At 73.6% G+C, this 16,562-nt stretch carries 9 protein-coding genes; 5 read left to right on the forward strand and 4 right to left on the reverse strand.

Annotated elements, in window-relative coordinates; all coding sequences use genetic code 11:
- Window positions 1-12: 12 nt before the first annotated feature.
- Complete coding sequence (gene ybaL / locus CTJ15_RS23255) at window positions 13-1,854, reverse strand: YbaL family putative K(+) efflux transporter (protein WP_099782070.1); 1,842 nt, start codon at window positions 1,852-1,854, stop codon at window positions 13-15.
- Window positions 1,855-1,972: 118 nt separating this feature from the next.
- Here ybaL and CTJ15_RS23260 point away from each other — a divergent pair, with 118 nt between their 5' ends.
- Both CTJ15_RS23260 and CTJ15_RS23265 read left to right on the forward strand, forming a co-directional pair.
- The gene (locus CTJ15_RS23260) at window positions 1,973-2,203 is read left to right on the forward strand and encodes a helix-turn-helix transcriptional regulator (protein ID WP_019459382.1); all 231 of its coding nucleotides are present in this window, start codon (window positions 1,973-1,975) and stop codon (window positions 2,201-2,203) included.
- 242 nt (window positions 2,204-2,445) lie between these two features.
- Window positions 2,446-4,872, forward strand: coding sequence for a membrane-bound PQQ-dependent dehydrogenase, glucose/quinate/shikimate family (locus CTJ15_RS23265; protein WP_099782071.1), 2,427 nt, complete (start codon window positions 2,446-2,448; stop codon window positions 4,870-4,872).
- Between the two features lie 86 nt (window positions 4,873-4,958).
- Here CTJ15_RS23265 and CTJ15_RS23270 read toward each other — a convergent pair whose 3' ends face one another.
- Window positions 4,959-6,158 (reverse strand): aminotransferase, encoded by a 1,200-nt coding sequence (locus CTJ15_RS23270; RefSeq protein ID WP_099782072.1) that lies wholly within the window; start codon window positions 6,156-6,158, stop codon window positions 4,959-4,961.
- A gap of 131 nt (window positions 6,159-6,289) precedes the next feature.
- Window positions 6,290-7,042 (reverse strand): DNA-3-methyladenine glycosylase, encoded by a 753-nt coding sequence (locus tag CTJ15_RS23275; protein WP_193009635.1) that lies wholly within the window; start codon window positions 7,040-7,042, stop codon window positions 6,290-6,292.
- 298 nt (window positions 7,043-7,340) lie between these two features.
- On the opposite strand from CTJ15_RS23275, the gene CTJ15_RS23280 reads away from it, so the two are divergent.
- Together CTJ15_RS23280 and CTJ15_RS23285 are read left to right on the forward strand one after the other, a co-directional pair.
- Window positions 7,341-8,063 (forward strand): response regulator, encoded by a 723-nt coding sequence (locus CTJ15_RS23280; protein WP_019459378.1) that lies wholly within the window; start codon window positions 7,341-7,343, stop codon window positions 8,061-8,063.
- 10 nt (window positions 8,064-8,073) lie between these two features.
- Window positions 8,074-9,540 (forward strand): HAMP domain-containing histidine kinase, encoded by a 1,467-nt coding sequence (locus CTJ15_RS23285; RefSeq protein WP_019459377.1) that lies wholly within the window; start codon window positions 8,074-8,076, stop codon window positions 9,538-9,540.
- A 37-nt stretch (window positions 9,541-9,577) separates the two neighbouring features.
- Here the strand turns inward: CTJ15_RS23285 and CTJ15_RS23290 are convergent, their stop codons facing one another.
- Window positions 9,578-13,510: a DUF3971 domain-containing protein gene (locus CTJ15_RS23290; RefSeq protein ID WP_099782074.1), complete on the reverse strand. Its 3,933-nt coding sequence runs from the start codon at window positions 13,508-13,510 to the stop codon at window positions 9,578-9,580.
- Between the two features lie 101 nt (window positions 13,511-13,611).
- Here CTJ15_RS23290 and CTJ15_RS23295 point away from each other — a divergent pair, with 101 nt between their 5' ends.
- A complete protein-coding gene (locus CTJ15_RS23295; RefSeq protein ID WP_099782075.1) occupies window positions 13,612-16,554 on the forward strand; it encodes a bifunctional [glutamine synthetase] adenylyltransferase/[glutamine synthetase]-adenylyl-L-tyrosine phosphorylase in 2,943 nt (980 codons plus the stop codon).
- The last annotated feature ends 8 nt before the right edge of the window (window positions 16,555-16,562 follow it).

Raw genomic sequence — 16,562 nt, forward strand, 5'->3', positions numbered from 1 at the left:
CCCCGCGTCGTGTCACCCGGCCGTCTGGTTCGCGGCGCGGTCCGGGGCCGGCCCGGCATCCCGGTCCGGCGCCCGGTTCAGGGCCTCGTCCAGTGTCTGGGCCACGGCTTGGCGCGGGACGGGGAGCAGCCCGGCCGCCTGCTCGGCGGCGGCGAGCTCGGAATCCTCCGGCAGGGCCGCCTCCAGCATGCGCCGCGCGATCTCGCGCTCGCCCATCACGGCGAGGTTCGCGCCGAGCCGGGACAGGTGCTCCACCGTGGCGTCGGAATGCGCCCGGGCCACGATCTCCAGCCGCGGGTTCAGCGCACGGGCCTGTTCCACCACCTGGCCGGCCTCGAAGGCCTCCGGCACGGTGACGAAGAGGCGGCGGGCACCGGCGATGTTGCCCAGGGCCAGGACCTGCGGATCGGCGGCATTGCCCTCGATCACCTCCGCCCCGGCGGCGCGGGCGCGCTCCAGCGAATCCTCCCGGTCGTCGAAGACCAGGACCGGCCGGCCCGCCTCCAGCAGCCCGTCGCCGACGATCCGGCCGACGCGGCCATAGCCGATCAGCACGTCGTGGTCGGCCAGGGTGGTCGCCGTCTGCTCGCCGGGGCCGGGGATCTCCTCCTGCACCCGCTCCATCGCCGAGGCGTCGGCCGGGACGGCAACGGCCACCTCCTCCTTCGGATAGCGGCGGGCAGGGCGGCGCTCGGCCAGGGCGAAGATGAAGGGGTTCAGGAAGATCGAGAGGATGGCGCCGGCCAGGACCAGGTCGCGCCCTTCCTCCGGCAGCAGCTTCATGCTGACGCCCAGGCCGGCCAGGATGAAGGAGAACTCGCCGATCTGCGCCAGGCTGGCGGAGATGGTGACGGCGGTGCCGTTGGGATGGCCGAAGGCGCGCACGATCATCCAGGCGGCGGCGGACTTGCCCAGCACGATGATGGCGATGGTGCCGAGCACCGCCCAGGGCGCCTCCACCAGCACCTTCGGGTCGAACAGCATGCCGACCGAGACGAAGAACAGCACCGCGAAGGCGTCGCGCAAGGGCAGCGCCTCCTCGGTCGCGCGCTGGGAAAGCTGGCTTTCCGCCATCACCATGCCGGCGAAGAAGGCACCCAGGGCGAAGGAAACCTCGAAGAGCGAGGCCGCGCCCGCCGCCACGCCGAGCGCCAGCGCATAGACGGCAAGCCGGAACAGCTCGCGCGAGCCGGTATGGGCGACGTAGTGCATGATCATCGGAATGACGCGGCGGCCCACCAGCAGCATCACCGCGACGAAGGCCGAGACCTTCGCCAGGGTGATGCCGAGGATCGTGGCCACCTCGCCGGCCGAGACGCTGCCGCCGGCGGAGATCTGGCCGACCACCGGCAGCAGCACCAGCGCCACCACCATCACCAGATCCTCCACCACCAGCCAGCCGACCGCGATCCGCCCGCGCTCGGTCTCCAGCAGGCGCCTTTCGCCCAGGGCACGGGTGAGCACCACGGTGCTGGCGACGGACAGGGCGAGGCCGAAGACCATGCCGGCCTGGAGGCTCCAGCCCAGGGCCCAGGCCAAGGCCATGCCCATCAGCGTGGCGACGGCGATCTGCACCACGGCGCCGGGCACGGCGATGTTGCGGACCGACATCAGGTCCTTCAGCGAGAAATGCAGCCCCACCGCGAACATCAGGAGGATGACGCCAATCTCGGCGAGTTCCGCGGCCAGCTCGGCATCGGCGACGAAGCCGGGGGTGAAGGGGCCGACGGCGACGCCGGCCATCAGGTAGCCCACCAGCGGAGAGATCTTCAGCCGGTGGGCGAGGAGGCCGAAGGCGAAGGCCAGCACGAGGCCGACACTGATCGTCGCGATGAGCGGCGTGTGGTGCGGCACGGCTCTCCCCCTTCCGGTTGTATGCTATGGACGGTCACAAGATGGAGTGATTGTAAGCCGTTTCAACCTTTTTGGGTGATATTGACGCGGCAAATCCGCATCCCATCTACAAGTTGGGATGACACTGACCTCCGGGCAATGCCGTGCCGCGCGCGCCCTGCTGGACTGGACGCAGGATGACCTCGCCGAAAGGGCGGAGGTCAGCCGCAGCACCGTGCGCGGCTTCGAGGGCGGGCAGCACGAACTCCAGCGTTCCACCGGCACGGCCATCCGCCGGGCGTTGGAGGAAGCGGGGATCGTCATCCTGGAACGCGACGCGGCGGGCGGCGAGGGCGTGCGGCTCCGCTGAAGGGAGGGGCCGCGGAGTGGTTTCGCCCGGCCCCGGGGCCGGCCACCATACATTTGGTCCATCCGGAAACCACGGGCGGGGCTTGTGCTTACGCCGCTACCGCCTCCGGTCGGCCGGCATGCGCATGCCGGCATGCGCATGCCGGCTCCAGTCCAGGACCTTCCCATGCCCCAGCCTCCCACCCCATCGTTCCAGCCCGGATCGTGGCGCCCTACCGGGGAAGCCGATGCGGGGATCGGCCGATGAGGTCCGATACGCCCCGGCGTGGCACGGCCCTGCTGACCGTCACCGGCATTGTCCTCGGCCTGCTAGGCTTGGGGATCGGCGGCCTGGGCGGATGGCTGCTCGTGCTGGGTGGCTCCCCCTATTACCTCGTGGCCGGGCTGGCGATGCTGTTGAGCGGCATGCTGATCGCCACCGCCCGCGTCGCCGGTCTCTGGCTCTATGTGCTGCTGCTCGTGGGGACCACCCTTTGGGCCTTGTGGGAGGTTGGGTTCTACGGCTGGGCGCTGATCCCACGCCTCGTTGCGCCCGCCGTGCTGGGGCTATGGATCTGCAGTCCCTGGGTCGCGGGGCGCCTGCACCGGGCCGCCGGGATGGAGCCCCGCGCCGCCCGCCGCCATGCCTGGGGTGGCATGGCCGCCTGCGCCATGCTGATCGGGCTAGTCTTCGCGGCGGGCTACCGCATCACGGCGGAGCGCCACCTGACCTTCGGTGATCCGACAGGCTGGCAGCAGGCCGGCGCCGGAACGGAAGCGGCGGCCGCCAGTGACGACTGGCGCTTCTATGGCCGCACCCCGGCCGGCGACCGCTTCTCGCCGCTGACGCAGATCACGCCGGAGAATGTCGCGGGGCTGAAGCAGGCCTGGTCCTTCTCCACCGGCGACATGCCGCGGCAGGGGGAGAACAGCAACGGGCACGAGTTCTCCTTCGAGGCGACACCGATCAAGGTCGGGAACAGCCTCTATCTCTGCACGCCGCATCGCGAGGTGATCGCGTTGGATGCGACCACCGGCGCACTGCGCTGGCGCTTCACGCCGGGTGGCGACATGAGCCACAACGTGTACCAGGCCTGCCGTGGCGTCTCCTATTTCGATGCGCCGCCGGGCACGGCCTGCCCGCACCGGATCGTCTCCACCGCCTCCGACCTGCCGCGCCTCTTCGCGCTCGATGCCGAGACCGGCCAGCCCTGCCAGGGCTTCGGGGAGGGCGGCTTCGTGGACCTGCGGCAGGATATGGGTCCGGTGCCGCCGGGCTTCCATTTCATCTCGTCCCCGCCGCTGGTGATGAACGGGCGGATCATGCTGAGCGGCTGGGTCTACGACAACCAGAGCGTCGGCGAACCCTCGGGCGTGATCCGCGCCTTCGATGCGGTGACGGGGCAGCTTTCCTGGGCCTGGGACATGGGGCGCGAGCCGGCGACGAAGCCGCTGGCGCCGGGGGAGGTCTATACCCGCGGCACACCGAACGGCTGGGGCGTCTATACCGCCGATCCGGCGCTGAACCTCGTCTATGTACCGCTGGGCAATGCCACGCCCGACTATTACGGGGCGGAGCGGCGGCCCTTCGACGAACGCTATTCGAGTTCCCTCGTCGCGCTCGACATGAGCACGGGCGAGGAGCGCTGGCACTTCCAGACGGTCCATCACGACCTGTGGGATTTCGACCTGCCGATCGGGCCCTCGCTGGTGGACCTGCCGGGACCGGACGGGGCGACCATCCCTGCCTTGGTGCAGACCACCAAGCAGGGGCAGCTCTTCCTGCTGGACCGGCGGGACGGCAAGCCGCTCGCGGAGGTGCGGGAACAGCCCGTGCCGGGCGGCACCATCCCGGGCGAGCGCTACGCGCCGACGCAGCCCTTCTCGGTGGGCATGCCGCAGCTGAACCCGCCGAAGCTGCGGGAGGCGGATATCTGGGGCGCCACGCCGATCGACCAGCTGCTCTGCCGCATCGAGTTCCACCGGATGCGCGACGACGGCCTCTTCACCCCGCCGGGCCAGCGGCCGACGATCGGCTGGCCTGCCTTCGACGGCGTGGCCGACTGGTACGGCGCGACCATCGATCCCGGGCGCAAGCTGCTCTACATCAACACCACCTTCATGCCCTTCAAGCTGCGGATGCTGCCCTATGAGGAGGCGGTGCGGCAGGGCTTGGTGAAGCCCTGGGCGGGCTGGGGGCAGCCCTATCCGCAGCCGCCCTTCGCCAACAACCCGCAGCACGGCACGCCCTGGTCCATCGTGGTGGAGCCCTGGCTGAACCCGGCCGGCATCCCCTGCGTCCGGCCGCCCTGGGGGCAGATGCAGGCGATCGACCTGCTGACCCGCAAGGTGGTCTGGCAGCGTCCGATCGGCACGACGCGGGACATGGGCCCGGCCGGGCTGCGCGCGCCCGTCGGCCTGCCCTTCGGAATCTTCAGCATGGGCGGCAGCGTGGCGACGCGCAGCGGGCTGGTCTTCATCGGCGCGACCACGGACCAGGCCTTCCGCGCCCTGGATGGCCGCACCGGGCGCACCCTCTGGGAGACCCATCTGCCCGCCGGCGGCAATGCCACGCCGCTCACCTATACCGGCCAGGACGGGCGGCAGTATGTGGTGATCGCAGCGGGTGGGCATGGCGGCCTGCGCTCGCGCAACGGCGACGAGGTGATGGCCTTCGCCCTGCCGCGATAGGGGCGCGGTCCCCGGCCATGGGGATGGCGTCGGGGCGGGGAGCGGCGGGAGAGCCCGGAACCGCCCCGCCCGGGGGCCATGCTGCCTCAGCCCAGGCCGGAAAGCCGGGCCGGCAGGTCGGCCAGGGCTTCCTCGGGCGCATTGGCGAAGGCGAGCCGCAGATGACGCTCCTGACCTGGGCCGAAGAAGGGGCCGGGGAGGGTGAGCAGCCCGTGGCGGGAGGCCAGGGTCTCCGCGGCCTCCAGCGCATCCGGCGCGCCGTCGGGCAGGCGCAGATAGGCGAAGTAGCCACCCAGCGCGTCCACGCGCCAGCGATGGCCGATCGGGGCCATCAGCCGGGCGAAGGCGTCGGCGCGGCGGCCCATCAGCTCGCGGTTGCCCTCGCGCCAGTCGCGCAACGCGGGCACCGCCCAGGCGATGGCCTTCTGCGCCGCGCGGGGCGGGCAGATCTGCAGAGTGTCCACGGATTTGGCGAGTTCCGCCCGGAAGCCGGGCCCCGCCAGGATGGCGCCCAGCCGGTGACCCGGAACGCAGTAGGATTTGGAAAAGGAGTAGAGCTGCACGATGCCGTCCCGCCAGGACGGGCCGGCGAAGAGCCCGTGCGGCGCCTCCCGGCCCGGCAGGAAGTCGCGATAGGTCTCGTCCAGCACCAGCCAGACGCGGCGCTCGCGGCAAAGGGCGGCGAAGCGTTCCAGCCGGTCGGGCGGGATGATCGCGCCGGTGGGGTTGTTGGGCGTGATCAGCACCAGGGCGCGGACCTGCGGGTTGGCCTCCAGCAAGGCGGCGGCGCGGTCCGGATCGGGCACGAAGCCGTCCCCGGCTTCGCAGGGCAGGGGCACCGCGTCGATCCCGGCGATCTCCAGCGCCATGCGGTGGTTGAAGTACCAGGGCGTGGGCAGCATCACCGCCTCGCCGCTGCCCGCCATCACCGGCATGGCCAGCGAGAAGGCGAGGTTGCAGCCGGCGGTGATCACCACATCCTCCGCCGTGACCGGTGCCGCATAGGTCGCCGCGATGTCGGCGGCCAGGGCCTCGCGCAGCGCCGCGTCGCCCTCGATCGGGCCATAGGTGGCGCTGGAGGCTTCCCCTGCCGCCTCGGCCAGCCGCGCCAGCAGCGCGGGCGGAGGCCGATAGCCCGGCACCGCCTGGGTCAGGTCCAGCAGCGGCCCGGCCGCGCCGTCATAGGCGGCGGCCCAGCGGCGCGCGGCGGGGATGGGCGGGGCGGCGGTGGCGCGCAGGCGGGCCGAGAGGGGCAGGGCCAGGGGCAGGGCGGTGGCGGCGGACATGGCCTAACCCTTCTCATGGCCCAGGGCTCATGGCGAGTGGCCGGTGCTCATGGCAAGCGGCTCGTGGCAGGCCACGCGGCGCGGGAGCCGGTCCATCGCGGCCAGCATTCTCCGGCCCGGGCATTGGGGATTCAGCCCGGTGGGCGGCGCAGGGCCGGCGGATAGGTGGCGTGGCGCCACCAGTGCCAGAGAAGCCGGGCGGCCAGGGAGCGTTGCGGCGCCCAGGCCCTGGCGAGCCGGGCGAGTTCCCGTGGCGGCGGCCGGGCCGGCAAGCCGCGGAAATGGGCGAGGCCGGCGGCCAGGGCGAGGTCGCCCTCCGGAAAGATGTCCTCCCGCCCCTCGGCGAAAAGCAGGTGCACCTGGGCCGTCCAGCGCCCGAGGCCGGGAATGGCAGTCAGGTGCGCCAGCGCCTCGCCATCGCTCATGCCGGGCAGGGCCTCGGGACGGAGCCGCCCCTCCACCACGGCCAGGGCCAGGGCGCGGGCATGGGCGGCCTTGGGGCGCGACAGGCCTGCGGTGCCGCAGAGCGCGGCATCGTCGAGGCGCAGCAGCCCTTCCGACGTCAGCGCGCCGGGCAGGGCGGCGAGGCGTAGCCAGATGGCCGAGGCCGCGCGGTCGCTGATCATCTGGCCGCAGATCGCCCGCAGCAGGCCGGGAAAGCCGCGCGGGCGGGTGCGCCAGGGCAGCGGGCCCGCGACATCCTCGACCCGTGCCAGGGCCGGATCGGCCAGCAGCAGCAGGCGGCGCGCCGCATCGAGCCCGGGTGGGGCGATGGCGTCGAACTGCTCGGAGGAGGCCAGGGGCGAAACCGGCGGCGGAACGATCGGGGAAGGAAGCGTCAGGGCTGTCTGTCCTGTTCCGGAACGTCCGACATGGGGAGCCATGCCACGAACGGACCCGTGTCGGATCTGCGAATGCATATGCCCGGGGCGGGGAACAGGGAACAGAGAAGAGGCGGCGGGGAGCCTGAGGGGGAAGTGCGGCTCACCCGCCGCCTGCTATCACCACTGCCCCGTGAGGGGGGGGAAGGACAGCGGCGTATCCCAAAGATGGGCGTTGCGGGCCCGGAACCCAAGTCATGATGCATGCGAAAGTGCAACGGCTGGCAACGGGCGGGCGCATCGCAACAGATCGTTGCAAGAGATGCGGGCGAATCCCGGCAACCCGGCTTATGTAACAGCCATGGAGCCTGCCCCTCACATCCTGATCGTCGACGACGATCGAGAAATCCGCGATCTCTTGTCCCGTTTCCTGGAGAAACAAGGGCTTCGCGTCACCGCTGCGCGGGAAGCGCGGGAGGCGCGGCGCGTCTGGCCACTTGGCCGCTATCACCTGGTGATCCTGGACCTGATGCTGCCGGGGGAGTCGGGCCTGGATTTCGCGCGCTGGCTGCGCAGCCAGTCCGATGTCCCGATCGTGATGCTGACCGCCATGGGCGAGGAGACGGACCGCATCGTGGGGCTAGAGCTGGGTGCCGACGACTATGTCGCCAAGCCCTTCAACCCGCGCGAGCTGCTGGCCCGCATCCGCGCCGTGCTGCGCCGTGCCTCGGGCGAAGGCGCGGCACCCAAGGACCCGCCGCCCAAGGCGGTGCGCTTCGCCGGCTGGACGCTGGAGCCCGCCCGGCGCCGCCTGCTCGACCCTTCCGGCACCGAGGTCTCCCTGACCGGCGGCGAGTACGAGCTTCTGACCGTGCTGGTGGAGCGGCCGAACCGCGTGCTGACCCGGGACATGCTGATGGACCTGCTGCGCGGGCGGCAGGCCGGGCCCTTCGACCGGGCGATCGACGTGGCGGTGTCCCGGCTGCGGCGCAAGCTGGAGGATGACGGGCGCAACCCGACGCTGATCAAGACCGTGCGCGGCGGCGGCTACGTGCTGGCGGCGAGCGTCGAGCGCGCGGCGTGAGGCCCGTGCCTTGAGCCCCGGCCCGGCCGCCGCGCCGCCGGTCCCCGCGGTGCCGCCCGCCGCCATGCCGGTCCCCGGCAGGCCCGGCGCCGACGCCCCTTCCGGCGCGCCGGCGCCGGGGCGGGGGGTCTGGCGCATCGGCTGGCTGCCGCGTTCGCTGGCGGCGCGCACGGCGATCTTCCTGCTGCTGGCGCTGATGCTGGTGCAGGCGGCGGGCCTGCTGATCCATGCGCTGGACCGGGTGGACCTGCAGCGCTTCGTCGAGCGGCGGGAGATTTCCGGCCGCGCCATGGGGCTGTGGCGCACGCTAATCATCGCGCCGCCCGACCGGCGCGACATGATCGTGAACGAGGTGGACCTGCCCGAGGGCCTGACCGCCAGCCTGGACGACGCGCCGACCGCCCGGCACAGCCTCGCCACGCCCGGCGAGGACCTGCTCAGCCTGCTGCCGCCCGAGGCCATCCTGAACTTGCCGCCGCGCCTGCAGCCGCGGGAGATGGTGGTGGGCACCGGCAAGGGGCAGGCGCTGCTGATCTCGCTGCGCCTGCCCAACAGCGACCTGTGGCTGAACCTGCGGCTGCGCGTGCCGCCGCCACGGCCCTGGCACTCGCCCACCTTCCTGATCGCCTTCGGGGTGATGACGGTGGCGGCGGCGCTGCTGATCGTCGCGGCGACGCGGCGGCTGATCCGGCCGGTGCGCGACCTGGCGCGGGCCGCCGAGGCGCTGGGGCGCGACGTGAACGCGCCGCCCCTGCCGGAAACCGGTCCGCTGGAGGTCGCCACCGCCGCGCATGCCTTCAACACCATGGCCGAGCGCATCCGGCGCTTCGTCGGCGACCGGACGCAGATGCTGGCGGCGATCGGCCATGACCTGCGCACGCCGATCACCCGGCTGCGGCTGCGCGCCGAGTTCCTGGAGGATGACGAGCAGCGGCGGCGGATGCTGTCCGACCTCGACGAGATGGAGGCCATGGTGAACGCCACCCTGGCCTTCGCCCGCGACGACGCGGCGGACGAGCCCTCGGTACCCCTCGACCTCGCCGCGCTCTGCCGCACCGTGCTGGACGAGGAGGCGGATGCGCGGCCGGAGGCGGAGGAGGCGCTGACCTATGCCGGGCCGCTGCGGCTGACGGTGCGGGGCCGGCCCATAGCGCTCAAGCGGGCGCTGACGAACCTCGTCGGCAACGCGCTGAAATACGGCCAGGCCGCCCGGATCCGGCTGGAGCCGCCCAGCGGCCGGCAGAACCCGGTGGTGCGGCTTTTTGTCGAGGATGACGGGCCGGGCGTGCCGGAGGAATCGCAGGAGGCGGTGTTCCAGCCCTTCCGCCGGCTGGAAACCAGCCGCAACCGCGAGACCGGCGGCACCGGGCTCGGCCTGCCCATCGCCCGCAACATCCTGCGCGCCCATGGCGGCGACGTGACGCTGGAGAACCGCGCCGAGGGTGGCCTGCGGGCGGTGGTGACGCTGCCGGTCTGAGGGGCCGGGCAGCCGGCGGGCAGGGCCACCGTCCCTGTCAGCGCTCCCGGGCGCCTGCCCGGGGCGGCGTGCCGCTGCCGAACAGGTTCCGCAGCATCCCCGGGGCCAGCATGGAGAGCGGGTTCACGGTGATCCGCGGATCGCCCAGCGTGCCGGTGGCCGTGAAGGTCGCGGCCAGCAGCCCGCCGCCCGGCTCGGCGCTGAACAGCCGCCCGACCAGGGGCAGGCGCCCGGGCAGGCTGTTCAGCAGGTAGGACGGCACGATCGTCCCCTCCAGCTCCAGCCGTCCGTCCCGGCGCATCACCCGCCCCTTGGCGGTGGCGCCGAGCGAGGCGGAGCTGAGCCGCACATCCTCCAGCCCCAGCGCCTCCCGCGTCAGGGCGAAGGGCGCGTGCAGGCTGCTCACGCGCAGCCCCGGCCCGGTCAGCGCCTCCGGGATGCCGTAGAGCGACAGAGCCTGCAGCAGCTTGCCCAGCCGTGCCCGTCCGCGCAGGCCGAAATCCTCCAGCTCCGCCTCGCCCAGCAGCGGCGAGGATGGCGTGTCGGCGGCCCAGCGGCCCTGGACGCGCAGCCGGCCATCCTGCACGTCGCCCGTGGTGCCGGTGAGCCGCAGCAGCCGTCCCAGATCCGCCACCCGCACCGACAGGTCCCGCCCGCCGCCGGCGCGCGGCGTGACCGCGGCGGCGAAGGCCTCCTGCCCGCCGGAGCGGCCGTAGGCCTGCATCTGCCGCAGCACCCCCCGCGCATCGTGCCGGATCAGGGCCTCGACCCGCTCATAGGGGCCGTCCGAGGTCAGCACCTGGCCCAGCGCGATATCGGCGTCGAAGCCCGGCAGGGCGCTGCGCTCCGCCGAACCCTTCTCATCCTCCGGCCCGCCCAGGAAATCCGGATCGGCGCCGCGCAGGTCCAGCACCGGGCCGCGCGCCACGATCCGCCAGAACCCGTCCGGTCCTTCGGGAAAGCCCAGTTGGCCGCTGACGCGCGAGGCGCCGGCCCGCCCTTCCGCCAGGGTCAGCCGGGTGATCCGGGAGCCGGGCGCGAACTCGGCCGCGCCGCGCAGCAGCATGTCCGGCGCCTCGATGCGCAGGCCGTCGATGCTGCGCAGCGCCCCGTCGCGCAGGCGCATCGACATCTCCGCCCGCGCCGCCGGCCCCGGTGCCTTGCGCCAGTTGAGCGGCGCCAGGGACAGCCGCGCCTGGGCCAGGTCCGCCTTCGCCTCCACCTGGGTGTCGGCGCCGCGGTGCTGCTCGAAGCGGGCGCTGACCGCAGCCTGCCCGCCGATCCGGTCGCCCAGGATGTCGAACCGCGTGCCGCGCAGCGCCGCCAGCTCCGCCGGCCCCTCGACCTGCCCCTGCACCACGAGCTGCCCCGGCGGGCCGTCGCGGAAATCCACCTGCATCCCCATCCGCGCCGCGCGCAGCGGGCCGAGATCGGCGGTGCCGTCGAGGCGCATCCCCGCCTCGGTCAGGTCCAGCGAGGCCCGGCCCTTGCGGAGGGACTGGTCGAGCAGCAGGTCCGGCAGGGCCGCATCCGTCACCTGCGCCTTCACCGCCACGGCGATGCGCTCCGCCGGCAGGTCGGCCAGCAGCGGGAAGGCGAGATGCAGCGTGGCATTCGCCTTGCCGCTCGCCCGCGACAGGTCGATCGGCACGGTCTGCAACAGGTGCAGGCGCGGATGGTCCACCACCCGGAGCATGTCGTTCAGCGGCCCGGCGACGCGGCCCGAGATCTCCGTCTTCTCCTGGCCGATATCGAGGTCGTAGAGCCGGACCCGCACTTCCTGGGCGGCGAGCGCCGTGCCCTGCTGCCGCCCGCCCTGCCCTTCGACCAGGATCTCCGCCGGGGACAGGAAGCGTATCGTGCCGCTCACATGCTCCACGGGCGGAACGGGGCGCAGCCAGTGCACCGTCGCATCCTCCACCGTCAGCATGCCGGTCATCGTTTCCAGCTTCGGCGTGCCGCCATTCGCCGGCAGCAGCCCGCCGAAATCCCAGTGCCCGTCGCGCGCCGTGCCGGCGGTCAGGTTTTCCACGATCCAGGAACGGCCGCCCGGCGCCACCGAGGCCGGCCAGTAGAGTGCAAGGTCCGGCAGGAAGGTCCGGTCCACCCCCAGGCCGAGGCGCCAGCGCCATCCCTCGGCGTGGCGCAGCGCCTCGCCCTGGGCCTGGGCCACCGGCGCGTTGCCGCGCGCCCCGGCGCCTTCGGCCAGGACCAGGCGGAGCCGCTGCAGCGCCACGCGGTCGGGTGCGGCCTCCACCGCCGCCTCGACGCGGCGGAAGCCGATGCGCGTGCCGTCCGGCTGCGCCACCTGCCCGCTGCCCAGGTGGAGGTCCAGCCCGGCGCTGGGCACGTTCCACCGCAGCAGGTCCAGCCCCGAGAAGCGCAGCGCGATCCTGCTTTCCCCGCCGGCCGGGCCCGCCGCCGGGGGCGGAACCGGGGCGGTGGAGGCCGGCGGCACGGGCCTCGCGGCCCCGGCATCCGGACCTGGTGCCTTGCTTCCCGCCTCTCCCTGGACAGGGGGGCGTGCCGTGCCCCCGCTCCTGCGGGAAGGCGGGGATGGTGCGGCCGCGCCGAAGGACACCTGTTCCCCGGTCGCGGCGCTCACGGCCAGGCGCCCCAGCGTCAGCTCGGCCGCGCCGGAGGAGCGCCCCTGCGCGTCCGGCGCCCCGAGGCTGGCGGAGAGCCGCAGCGCCGGTACCACGCCCGCGGTCCCTGCTGCTCCCGGGGCTCCAGGCTGCGGGGCTCCAGGCTGCGGGGCTCCAGGCTGCGGGGTGCCGGATGGCGGGCCTTCGGACGCCCCCGCCACCGGCAGGGCATCGCCCACCTGCACCTTGCCCAGCCCCGGCACGTCCAGCCGCCCCTGGCGCAGCCCGATCTCCACATGCCCCCAGGGGCGGCGCTCCGCATCCACGCCGTCGAGCCGCAGCGACAGGCTCGCCGCATCCGGGCCGCCGCCGATCACCGCGCTTCCCCCATCCGGCAGCGACAGCGTGCCGCCGCCCGCCCGCATGTCGAGCTGCCCGCGCACCCCGTCACGGCTGTAGCGGAGCCGGGCCTCCAGCGCGACCGGCGCGTCCAGCCCGGCCAGCGGCGCCAGCACCGGCAGTTCCGCGGCGATCTCGGCCGGCCGCATCGCGGGCAGCGAGATGTGCAGGTCCAGGGTGGCGGGCTCCGCCCCGATATGCCCCAGGAAACGCAGCGTGCCCTCGGCGGCCCCGACCCGCAGGCTGCCGCCGCCCCGGAAGCCGACATTCTCGCCCTGGCGGTCGCGGCGCAGCAGCAGGTCGCCGCCCTGCATCACCGCCCGCAGCTCGCCGTCATGGTCCCGGACCTCCAGCCGCGCCGCGTTCACCCGGACCTCGTGCAGCGCCGCCAGTCGGTCGCGCGCGCCGCTCCGGCGCAGCAGGTACTGCAGCGGATTCTCGTCCGGCAGCGGACGCGCCGGCCCGCGCGAGCCGTCCCCGGCCGCCGCGCCGCCGCGCGTGGCGCGGGGCATGTCCGGCAACCCGTCCGGTCCCACCTCCAGCACCAGCAGCGGCCCATCCACCGTCAGCGTCTCGGGCACATAGGCGCCCCGCAGCAGCAGGTTCCGCGCCGGCAGCTGCGCCGCGATCTCCGGCAGTTCCAGCCGCGCCTTGCCCGAGGCATCCGGCAGTTGCAGCCCGTAGAGCCGCAGCGACAAGGCGGGCGACCCGCCCGACTCGGCCGGGGGCAGCCAGCTCAGGGCGGCGGCGCCGATCCTCAGTTCCACCCCGTCGGACGAGATCAGCTGTTCCAGCGCCGTGGCCAGCATCGGCACCGGCAGCGGCCCCGCCTGCAGCCGCCAGAGCAGGGCGCAGGCCACCAGCCCCCCTGCCGCCGCCAGCGTCATCGCCGCATGGGTCAGCGACACCAGCAGCGGCAGGATTCTCCGCCGGAACAGCCACCTCAGCGCGCGGCGCAGCCGGCGGCCCGGCCCGGGCGGGGGCATCCCGGCGCGCGCCGCGGGGTCGGCGGCATCGCGCGCTGGAACCGTCGTGACTTGACCGCCCCGCCGCGTCACGGGACGAAAGGCCGATGACAGCGCCCGGGATGAAACGCCCCCCCGACCCCTTCGATCCGAAGGCGGCGGAGCGGCTGATCGCCAGCTTCGCGGAACGCGGGGCGGCGGAACGCGCCTATGCCACCGGCGAGGGCCAGGCCCTGCTCGCCGCGCTCGGCGGCAACAGCCCCTTCCTCTCCGACCTCGCGCTGCGCGAGGCGCAGACCTTGTTGCGCATGGCCGAGCGAGGCCCCGACGCGGCCTTCGCCACGGCGCTCGACCCGATCGGCCGTGTCCTGCCCGATGCCGGGCGCGCCCAGCTCGGCGCCGCGCTGCGCCGGGCCAAGCGCCAGGGCGCGCTGATCGTGGCCGCCGCCGACCTCGCCGGGCTCTGGGGACTCGACCAGGTGACGGAGGCGCTGTCCCGCCTCGCCGACACGACGCTGGAGGCGGCGACCAGCCAGCTGCTGCGCGAGGGCGCGGCACGCGGCGACCTGCGGCCCGCCCGCAACGGCCGCGGCGCCGGCATCACCGTGCTGGGCATGGGCAAGCTGGGCGCGCGGGAGCTGAACTATTCCTCCGACGTGGACCTGATGATCCTCTTCGATCCGGAGGCGATGCCGGAGGCGGACCGCGCCCAGTCCACCGCCGTGCGCTTCGCCCGCGACCTGGTGAAGCTGATGGAGGAGCGCACCGAGGAGGGCTACGTCTTCCGCACCGATCTCCGCCTGCGCCCCGACGGCGCCGCGCAGCCGCTCGCCGTCAGCATCCCGGCCTCCGTCTCCTACTACGGCAGCATGGGGCAGAACTGGGAACGCGCGGCGATGACCAAGGCCCGTCCGGTGGCCGGGGACAAGGTGCTGGGTCAGAGCTTCCTGGATGAGATCCGTCCCTTCGTGTGGCGGCGGCACCTGGATTTCGCGATGATCGCGGACATCCATTCCATCAAGCGGCAGATCCACGCGACGCATGGCCATCGTGGGGCGGGGACGGAGATAGCGGTCGCGGGCCATGACGTGAAGCTCGGCCGTGGCGGCATCCGCGAGATCGAGTTCACGGTGCAGGTGCTGGAGCTGATCTGGGGCGGCCGCGACCCCAGCCTGCGCGACCCGACCACCCTGGGCGCCCTGGCGGCGCTCGCCGGGGCCGGGCGGCTCGACCGGCGCGCGGCGGCGGACCTGGCCGATGCCTATACCTTCCTGCGCACCGTCGAGCACCGGCTGCAGATGGTGGCGGACCGCCAGACCCACCGGCTGCCGGAGGACGAGGACGGGCTGCGCCGAATCACCGCCTTCAGCGGCTTCAGCAGCCTGGATGCCTTCTCCGCCGCGCTCACCGCCTGCTTCAACCGCGTGGCGCATCACTACGGCCGCCTGTTCGAGAGCGCACCCGACCTGAGTGGGGAGGGCGGCAACCTCGTCTTCACCGGCACCGAGGACGATCCCGAAACCACGCGCACGCTGCGGGAGATGGGCTTCACCAACCCGGCCGGCATCTCCGCCCTGATCCGCGGCTGGCACCACGGCCATCGCCGCGCCACCCGCAGCGAACGGGCGCGCGAGCTGCTGACGCTCCTCATGCCGACCCTCCTGGCCGCCTTCGCGCGGCAGCGCGAGCCCGACGCGGCGCTGGCGCGTTTCGATACGCTGCTGGAAAAGCTGCCGACCGGCGTGCAGTTGCTCAGCCTTTTCCTGCGCAATCCGCACCTGCTGGAACGGGTGGCGGGAATCCTGGGCGCCGCCCCGGCGCTCGCCGACCACCTCGCCCGCCATCCCTCGGCGCTGGAGGGGCTGCTGGCCGGCGGTGCCGGCTCGGCCGCCGCAGCCCTGCCAGCCCTGGTCGGGGCGGCGCGGCACTATGAGGAGGCGCTGGAGGGCGCCCGCCGGCTCGTCACCGAAGGGCGCTTCGAGATCGATGCCGATGCGCTGGAAGGGCTGATCGACGCCGACACCGCCGGGCAGGCGCGCTCCGAGCTTGCCGATGCCGCCATCGGCGCCCTGCTGCCGGAGGTGCTGCGCGAGTTCTCGGCCCGCTATGGCCGCATCAGGGGCGGCTCCATGGCGGTGGTCGCCATGGGCAAGCTCGGCGGGCGGGAGATGCAGCCGGGCTCGGACCTGGACCTGATCCTGATCTACGACCATCCGCCGGGGGTGCAGGACAGCAGCGGCGGCCCGCGCAGCCTGCCGGCGCCCACCTGGTTCGCCCGGCTGGCCGCGCAGTTCATCGCCGCCATCACCGCCCCGGGAGCGGAGGGGAAGCTCTACGAGGTGGACATGCGGCTGCGTCCCTCCGGCAACAAGGGCCCCATGGCGACCGGTCTCGCGGGTTTCGAGCGTTACCACGCCGAAGGGGCCTGGAGCTGGGAGCGCATGGCCCTCACCCGCGCCCGCCCGCTGGCCGGGCCGCCGGCGCTGCGCCGTCACATCGCCGCCGCCGTGCGCCACGCCCTGGCCCTGCATGCCGGGCCGAAGGTGCTCTCCGATGCACGCGACATGCGCGCCCGGATGCTGCGCGACCTGCCGCCCGAGGGGCCCTGGGACGTGAAGGCCATGCGCGGCGGGCTGGTGGAGGTTGAGTTCATCGCCCAGGCCCTGCAATGCGCCCATGCCGCCAGCCATCCGCGCATCCTGGCGACGACGACGCGCGAGGCCCTGGCCCGGCTGGCCAAGGCCCGGCTGCTGCCGCCCGAGGACGCCGCCGCCCTGATCCGCGCCGACCGGTTCTGGCGCAGCATCCAGGCCATGCTGCGCCTGACTGTCGGGCGGCCGCGGACCGAGGCGCTGCCCGCCGCCGCCGGCACGGCGCTGCTGCGTGCCTGCGCGCCCTTCATGACGGATCGCGCCGCCGACTCCGCCGCCCCGGTTGACCTGGGCGCCCTGCGCGCGGAGATGCAGGGAACCGCCGAGATGGTCCGGACCCTCTTCGAGCGCCATCTCGGCTCCCTCCCTCCGCCGGGCGGAGGCGCAGCACAGCGGGAAAGGATCGCCACGTGATCGAAGCG

Source organism: Roseomonas sp. FDAARGOS_362, assembly GCF_002754815.1.
Taxonomy (GTDB): Bacteria; Pseudomonadota; Alphaproteobacteria; order Acetobacterales; family Acetobacteraceae; genus Roseomonas; species Roseomonas mucosa.